At 68.4% G+C, this 1,049-nt stretch carries 1 protein-coding gene; it reads left to right on the forward strand.

Going from position 1 to position 1,049, the window contains the following annotated elements; all coding sequences use genetic code 11:
* Positions 1-134: 134 nt before the first annotated feature.
* On the forward strand, positions 135-1,037 hold the full coding sequence (locus ACWEVP_RS50265) for an IS5 family transposase (protein ID WP_452069715.1): 903 nt from the start codon (positions 135-137) through the stop codon (positions 1,035-1,037).
* Positions 1,038-1,049 lie beyond the last annotated feature (12 nt).

The raw sequence follows: 1,049 nt of genomic DNA on the forward strand, positions 1-1,049 counted from the left end.
CTAGAGCCTGTTTCGATGTGCTGACCAGCGGAGCTTCTGGCTGGCGTTGTGGGTGCGGCGTGTCTTGGATCAAATAGACGAGGTCTCCGGTAGACCGACCAACGACCAAGCTGATCAAGAACACCGGAGACCTCGTGCCCAGCCTAGCGGCGACGGGGCGAGCCGATCTGACCGACGCGCAGTGGGCGATCCTGGAACCGCTGCTGCCCGTCGGCAAGAAGCCCGGCCGCCCGCCACTGTGGACAAAACGCCAGCTCCTCGACGGCATCCGCTGGCGGGTCCGCGTCGGCTCGCCGTGGCGTGACGTCCCACCCGTGTATGGCTGCTGGCAAACCGTCTACGGCTTGTTCCGGCGCTGGCAGCGCGCCGGTGTGTGGGCGCTGATCCTGGCGGCGTTGCAGACCCGGGCCGACGCTGCCGGGCTGATCACTTGGGAGGTGAGCGTCGATTCCACGATCAACCGGGCCCACCAACACGCCGCGGGCGCCCGCATCGAGGGCGACCTGCAGAAGGAACCGCCGGGCGGTATCGGCGAGCCGGAACCGGCCGATCATGCGTTGGGCCGGTCGCGGGGAGGGTGGACGACCAAGCTGCATCTGGCTGTCGAGCAAGGCCAGAAGCCATTGGCGTTGCTGGTGACCGCAGGGCAGCGGGGTGATTCGCCGCAGTTCGAGGCGGTGCTGGCCCGGGTCCGGGTCGCCCGGAGCGGTGGTGGGCGGGCCCGGAGCAGGCCGGATCGGGTCCTGGCGGACAAGGCCTACAGTTCCCGCGCCAACCGGGCCTATCTGCGGCGGCGTGGGATCGCGTGCACGATTCCCCAGCCCTCTGATCAGGTCCGGCATCGCCGCAACCGCGGCCGGGCTGGTGGCCGGCCACCCGCGTTCGACCCGGAGATCTACAAGCAACGGCACGCGGTTGAGTGCGGCATCAACCGGCTCAAACGCAACCGGGGCGTGGCCACACGGTTCGACAAACTCGCGGTTCGCTACGAGGCGACCGTGCACATCGCGGCGATCAACGAGTGGCTACGCCATTGAAACAGGCTCTAG

Source organism: Amycolatopsis sp. NPDC003865 (assembly GCF_053605345.1).